We start from the raw sequence: 6009 nt of genomic DNA on the forward strand, positions 1-6009 counted from the left end.
CGCTGGGTTTCCTAGCCGAACAAATTTTCCGGCAGCCTGCCGCTGTCTTGCGGCGGGCGCACAGGCCCCTCGCCCGCGCCCGTCAACTCGATGGCTTCGGCAATGGCGTCCATGTCGTCGCTATCCAGTTCCAGTTCGGCCGCGCCCAGCAGGCCATTGACCTGCGCGGCACTGCGCGCGCCGACAATGGCGCCCGTGACGCCCGGCCATGCCAACGTCCATGCCGCGGCGACGGCGGCCACCGTCGTGCCGTGATGTTCCGCGATGGGCTTCATCGCATCTGCCAGCGCCAGGTTCCGGGCAAGGTTCGGCGGCGCGAATTCGGCATTGCGCGCGCGCCAGTCGTCCGGCGGCAGCGCCCGGGCCCGCTCGGCGGAAAAGGCGCCCGTCAGCAGCCCCGACTGCATCGGGCTGTAGACAATCACACCTACGTCATGCTGCGCGCACCAGGGGATCAAGTCGGCGGCCGCGCCACGCTGGATCGCCGAGAAAGGCGGCTGCAGGGAATCCACATGGCCCAGCGCCTCGGCATCCTGCAACTGCGCCAGGTTGTGGTTGGACAGGCCAATGGCGCCCACCTTGCCTTCCTGCTTGAGGGTCAGCAGTTCCTGCCAATAGGTTTCGAGCGGCGTGCCGTCGCCGGCCGGCCAGTGCATTTGATAAAGGTCGAGGCGCTCGACGCCCAGCCGGCGCAGCGACCCTTCGATTTCGCGACGGATGCTGGCCGGCGCACCGGTACGGCGCGGCATCGCCCGCGGGTTGTCGGTCGACCACGTCAGCCCGCATTTGGTGAACACATAGGGCCGTTCGCCGGGCGCCATCTGCGCCAGCGCGCGCCGCACGACGTCTTCGGAATGGCCCAGCCCGTAAACCGCCGCCGTATCGATCCAGTTGATGCCCCGGTCCACGGCCAGGCGAATCGCGGCGATGGAATCGGCGTCGTCTTGCGGGCCCCATCCTACCGCCCAGCCATTGCCGCCAATGGCCCAGGCGCCCAATCCGATACGCGTGATGTCCATGCCGCTTCGGCCCAGGGGCCGGGTGGGAAAAGAAGTCTTTGTGCTCATGCCGGAATTCTCAGGTTGTCGCGCGGTTTTCACGCCAAAGCCGCAGGATGTCGAAAATTTTTTATCGTCCACGATAGCATCCGCACAAGCCTTTGATTTTTCTGGATTCCACGAACCGGAGGCGGTTCCGCGGCGGCCTGATTTCGCTCACAAAATAAGCAGAAAAAGGCATCCCACCCCCATTTTTTTTGTCGTTTTATGATTTTTGCCCGCGATCGACTTGCACACCCGATTTTGTTCGTGCATAATCTCGTTTCTTCGCCAACGGCACTAAACAAAACCGGCAACGAACTACGAAAAAGCGCACAATAAAACGTGTGTTTTGACCGTAAAACGTAGCAGGAATTGATTAGAGAAACGGGGGTATAGCTCAGCTGGGAGAGCGCTTGCATGGCATGCAAGAGGTCAGCGGTTCGATCCCGCTTACCTCCACCAGTCAACAGCGAAGAATGCGGTACCAGTAATGCAGTACAGCAAGTCCAAGTCCCCTTCGTCTAGAGGCCTAGGACATCACCCTTTCACGGTGAGTACAGGGGTTCGAATCCCCTAGGGGACGCCAGTTCACTGGCAGCAGTAAAGAAGTAGATAAGTGCAGTTGAAGTGACAAAGTAGTTGAGTAAGCCGCTGCGGAGCGGTAGTTCAGTTGGTTAGAATACCGGCCTGTCACGCCGGGGGTCGCGGGTTCGAGCCCCGTCCGCTCCGCCAAAAGCTCTCGCTCTGAGTCTTTCAAGAGCTCCGTCTTCGGGGCTTTTTGCTTTTATAGAGTGTGAGACCTTGTTGTTTGCAGTTCAGAACATCAAGGCGCCCTGGGGGGTATAGCTCAGCTGGGAGAGCGCTTGCATGGCATGCAAGAGGTCAGCGGTTCGATCCCGCTTACCTCCACCAGCACTCAGCACCGTAGTACGCAGTACCGTAGTAAAGTTCTTTGCAGTTCTGTTAGTTCAGGTCCCCTTCGTCTAGAGGCCTAGGACATCACCCTTTCACGGTGAGTACAGGGGTTCGAATCCCCTAGGGGACGCCAGCTTTCTGGCATGTAGTTAAAGCTGCCTTGACACCGCAGCGTAGTGATGAAGTTGAAGTTGTTGAGTAAGCCGCTGCGGAGCGGTAGTTCAGTTGGTTAGAATACCGGCCTGTCACGCCGGGGGTCGCGGGTTCGAGCCCCGTCCGCTCCGCCAAGCACTTTAGTGTTTGCCAGCATGCAGCATGAAAGATCGCAAGACCGATCCTCGCAATACCCACTATCGCAATACGCGTCGTCGCAGTACACATTGAAGCTCCGGATTCCGGGGCTTTTTGCATTTCAGCGGCCGCATTGTCCGCGCGTTATTTTGTGCGTTCTCCCCTCCTTTTACCCCGCCGCTAAGACTCGTCCGTTTTGCTCTCTGGACAGCTTTGCCGCGCCCCTGCATCCTGTGGGCTCACGCCACGCGAACCGAAGAGGCCTACGTGACCGCAAACGCCGCCGCGCCACACGCGCATCGCCAACACCTGCAAGCCATCATCGCGGGTTTGAATGAAGGCATCATCCTGCTCGAACCCGACGGCTCAATTGCATGGGCCAATAACAGCGCACTGGAACTGCATGGCGCCGACACGCTTGAAGCGCTGGGCGGCACACCCGCCGGCTATCGCAAACGCTACACCCTGACCTACCGCAACCATCACCGCGTGCCCGCGCGCCAATATCCGCTGGACCGCCTGGCGGCGGAAGAAACGTTCGACGATCTGCTGCTGGACTTGAGCCGCAAGGATGACGAAGACTTTCTGCGTAACGTGCGCGCGCGCGGCTTGAATCTGGAAGGCGACAAAGGCGCTGACTACCGCGTGCTGATCCTGCATGACCAGACCGAGCAGATCAACGCCGAAGAACGCTTCGAACGCACCTTTGGCGCGAACCCCGCGCCCGCCCTCATCTGCCGGCTTTCCGACCTGCGCTATGTCAAGGTGAACCAGGGCTTTCTGGAAATGACGGGCTACACGCGCGAGACCGTGCTGGGCAAGTCGGCCTACGAACTGGACGTGCTGGATGGCGGCGACGACAAAGAAAAGGCCGTGGCCAATCTGAACGAAGGCAAGACAATCACGCAGCGCGAAGGCGTCGTGAAGCAGGCCGACGGCGGCACCAAGTTCGTGATGGTCGCCGGCCAACCGATCGACATGCAGGACGAACCGTGCATGCTGTTCACTTTCATCGATCTGGAAGCACGCAAACGCACCGAGATGGCGCTGCGCGAAAGCGAAGAGCGCTTCTCCAAGGCGTTCAAGCTGGCGCCCGTGCCGATGGCCGTGTGCGAAGGCGATACGCTGCGCGTGCTGGATATCAACGACGCCTTCGCGGCGGTGACCGGCGCGTCGCCCGAGGACAGCGTCGGCGCGGCCTTGACCGACGTGGGCCTGCACCCCTACGAAGGCATGGCCGCCAGCCTGAAGCGCGGTGAAAGCGCGCGCAACCGCGAAGCCACGCTGGCCACGCAGGATGGCGGCGCGCTTGATTGCCTGGTGTCGGCCGAACCCGTGATGATCGGCGGGCAGCGCCGGCTGCTGATCGTGATGCAGGACATCACCGAACGCAAACGCTCCGAGATCGAACTGCTGGCCGCGATCGAAGCGGTGATGCAGGACACGTCGTGGTTCAGCCGGGGCATCATCGAAAAGCTGGCGCAGTTGCGCCAACCCGCACCGGCCTCGCGCGATGTGGCGGAACTGGCGCAACTGACCACGCGCGAACGTGAAGTGCTAGGCCTGCTATGCCAGGGGCACGACGACGATGGCATCGCCAAGGCCTTGAAGCTCTCGCGCAATACCGTGCGCAACCATGTGGCCACGATCTACAGCAAGATTGGCGTGCACCGGCGCAGCGCCGCGATCGTCTGGGCGCGCGATCGCGGTATCACGGGGCACGAATCCGCGCGGGTCCGTGACAAGCCGGCCAAGGAGTGATCGCACCGCAGGGATCGCAGCGGATGTTGCCCTTGCGGATAGCCACCGTCGCGGGTGATATTTACAATTAGAATCAAAATATTCCGGGGGTCGGCATCGACGAAGATGCCATCGCGTTAGTCGGCGCCGCACCGTTAAATCGTCTATTTGCGGCAAAGCCTCATCCAAGTTGCCGGCATTTTCGTGCTGTCGGCCTGCATTGCACAAACCCCGCGCAGGTTCTTACGATCCGCCGATCCCGCCCTTGCCTTGCCAGGCAAGCGGCGCGGTTTCGATAGATCGAATGGAGCCCGCCCTTGCAGACCGCCTACATCCCCGTCCCGCGGACGACCCGCAACCGAGCCGCCCCGGCCTGGACCACCGACGACATCCTGGCGATGTACGCGTTGCCGTTCATGGACCTGGTGCACCGCGCGCAGCAGGTCCATCGCGCACACTTCGATCCCAACGCCGTGCAGCTGTCCAGCCTGCTGTCGATCAAGACGGGCGGCTGTCCGGAGGATTGCGCGTACTGCCCGCAGTCGTCGCACTACGACACCGGGCTTGATGCCGACAAGCTGATGCCGCTGGATGAAGTCGTGGCTGCCGCCAAGGCCGCGCAGGCTGGCGGGGCGCAACGCTTTTGCATGGGCGCGGCCTGGCGCAGCCCGAAGCCGCATCATCTGGAGGCCGTGGCGCAGATGGTCAGCGCGGTGAAGTCCTTGGGGCTGGAAACCTGCGTCACGCTGGGCATGTTGCGCGACGGCCAGGCCGAGCAGCTTAAGGACGCCGGCCTGGACTACTACAACCACAACCTGGACACGTCGCCGGAGTTCTACGGCAAGATCATTTCCACTCGCACCTACCAGGACCGCCTGGATACGCTGGCACGCGTGCGCGACGCCGGCATCAGCGTGTGCTGCGGCGGCATTGTGGGCATGGGCGAATCGCGGCGGGAACGCGCCGGCCTGATTGCGCAATTGGCCAACATGGAGCCCTATCCGGAATCGGTGCCAATCAACAACCTGGTCCAGGTGGAAGGCACGCCGCTGGCCGAGGTCCAGGCGCTGGACCCCTTCGAGTTCGTGCGCACCATTGCCGTGGCGCGCATCACGATGCCGCGCGCGGCCGTGCGCTTGTCGGCCGGTCGCGAAACCATGGACGACGCCATGCAGGCGCTGTGCTTCATGGCGGGCGCCAATTCGATGTTCTATGGCGACGCGCTGCTGACCACCGCCAACCCGCAGATGCAGGCCGACCAGCGCCTGCTGCAACGGCTGGGCATGCACGTAGAGCCGGGGCCGCACCATGCCGCATCGGAATTCCCGGACGCGGGGCAAGTCACCTCGGGAAATGTCACCTTGGGAAATGCCACCCCCGAACATGCCACCCCCGAACATGCCACCTCGGGACAAACCTCCTTGGAATGCTGCCCCTCCCGGCAGGCAGTCTCGGCACAAGGCGTCGCCAATCTTCCCGCCTCGGCACTTTCCGCTTCCCGTGACCCCGTCACCGGGCATTCCGCCACACAGCAAGCCGCTTCCGTCCAACCCTGCGCCGAAGGAGGCACGACATGCCGCTGACGCCGGGCGTTCTCTACCTGCTGGCCAGCGTGACGTGCAGCGTCACCGTGGCCGTGTTGCTTAAGTTGGCCCGGCGCTATGACGTCGACGTGCGGCAGGCCATTGCCATGAACTATGCCGTGGCCGCCCTGCTCTGCTGGGCCGTGCTGAAACCGGACCCCGCCGCCCTGCTTACGCCCAGCACGCCGTGGGCAGTGCTCGCCGCGCTGGGGGTGCTATTGCCCAGCGTGTTCCTGGCCATGGCCGCAGCGGTGCGTCACGCCGGCATCGTGCGCAGCGACGCGGCGCAGCGCCTGTCGTTGTTCATCCCGTTGCTGGCGGCGTTCCTGTTGTTCGGCGAACCGGTCAATGGCCGCAAGCTGGCGGCGATCCTGCTGGCGTTTACCGCGCTGGCCTGCTTGCTCTTGCGACCTGGAAGGGCCTCGGCGGGCGGGGCTGCG

General features: G+C 63.0%; 3 protein-coding genes, 6 tRNA genes and 1 pseudogene. 9 read left to right on the plus strand and 1 reads right to left on the minus strand.

Features of this window, described 5'->3' with window-relative positions:
- Positions 1 to 11: 11 nt before the first annotated feature.
- Complete coding sequence (locus tag ACNPP0_RS20215; protein WP_448706830.1) at positions 12 to 1067, minus strand: aldo/keto reductase; 1056 nt, start codon at positions 1065 to 1067, stop codon at positions 12 to 14.
- Positions 1068 to 1426: 359 nt separating this feature from the next.
- Here ACNPP0_RS20215 and ACNPP0_RS20220 point away from each other — a divergent pair.
- The 9 genes and pseudogenes from ACNPP0_RS20220 to ACNPP0_RS20260 all read left to right on the plus strand — a co-directional run.
- Positions 1427 to 1502, plus strand: a tRNA-Ala gene (locus ACNPP0_RS20220).
- Between the two features lie 48 nt (positions 1503 to 1550).
- A tRNA-Glu gene (locus tag ACNPP0_RS20225) sits at positions 1551 to 1626 on the plus strand.
- Between the two features lie 69 nt (positions 1627 to 1695).
- A tRNA-Asp gene (locus ACNPP0_RS20230) sits at positions 1696 to 1772 on the plus strand.
- Positions 1773 to 1876: 104 nt separating this feature from the next.
- A tRNA-Ala gene (locus ACNPP0_RS20235) sits at positions 1877 to 1952 on the plus strand.
- A 60-nt stretch (positions 1953 to 2012) separates the two neighbouring features.
- Positions 2013 to 2088 (plus strand) — tRNA-Glu (locus tag ACNPP0_RS20240).
- Between the two features lie 77 nt (positions 2089 to 2165).
- Positions 2166 to 2242: transfer RNA gene (locus ACNPP0_RS20245), tRNA-Asp, on the plus strand.
- Between the two features lie 271 nt (positions 2243 to 2513).
- Positions 2514 to 4007: a PAS domain S-box protein gene (locus ACNPP0_RS20250; protein WP_332611428.1), complete on the plus strand. Its 1494-nt coding sequence runs from the start codon at positions 2514 to 2516 to the stop codon at positions 4005 to 4007.
- 296 nt (positions 4008 to 4303) lie between these two features.
- Positions 4304 to 5290, plus strand: a pseudogene (gene bioB, locus ACNPP0_RS20255) (biotin synthase BioB); the annotation flags it as partial.
- A 275-nt stretch (positions 5291 to 5565) separates the two neighbouring features.
- The coding region (locus tag ACNPP0_RS20260) for an EamA family transporter (protein ID WP_448706835.1) at positions 5566 to 6009 on the plus strand (444 nt) is incomplete at its 3' end.

It is taken from the genome of Achromobacter semiaridum (assembly GCF_053543755.1).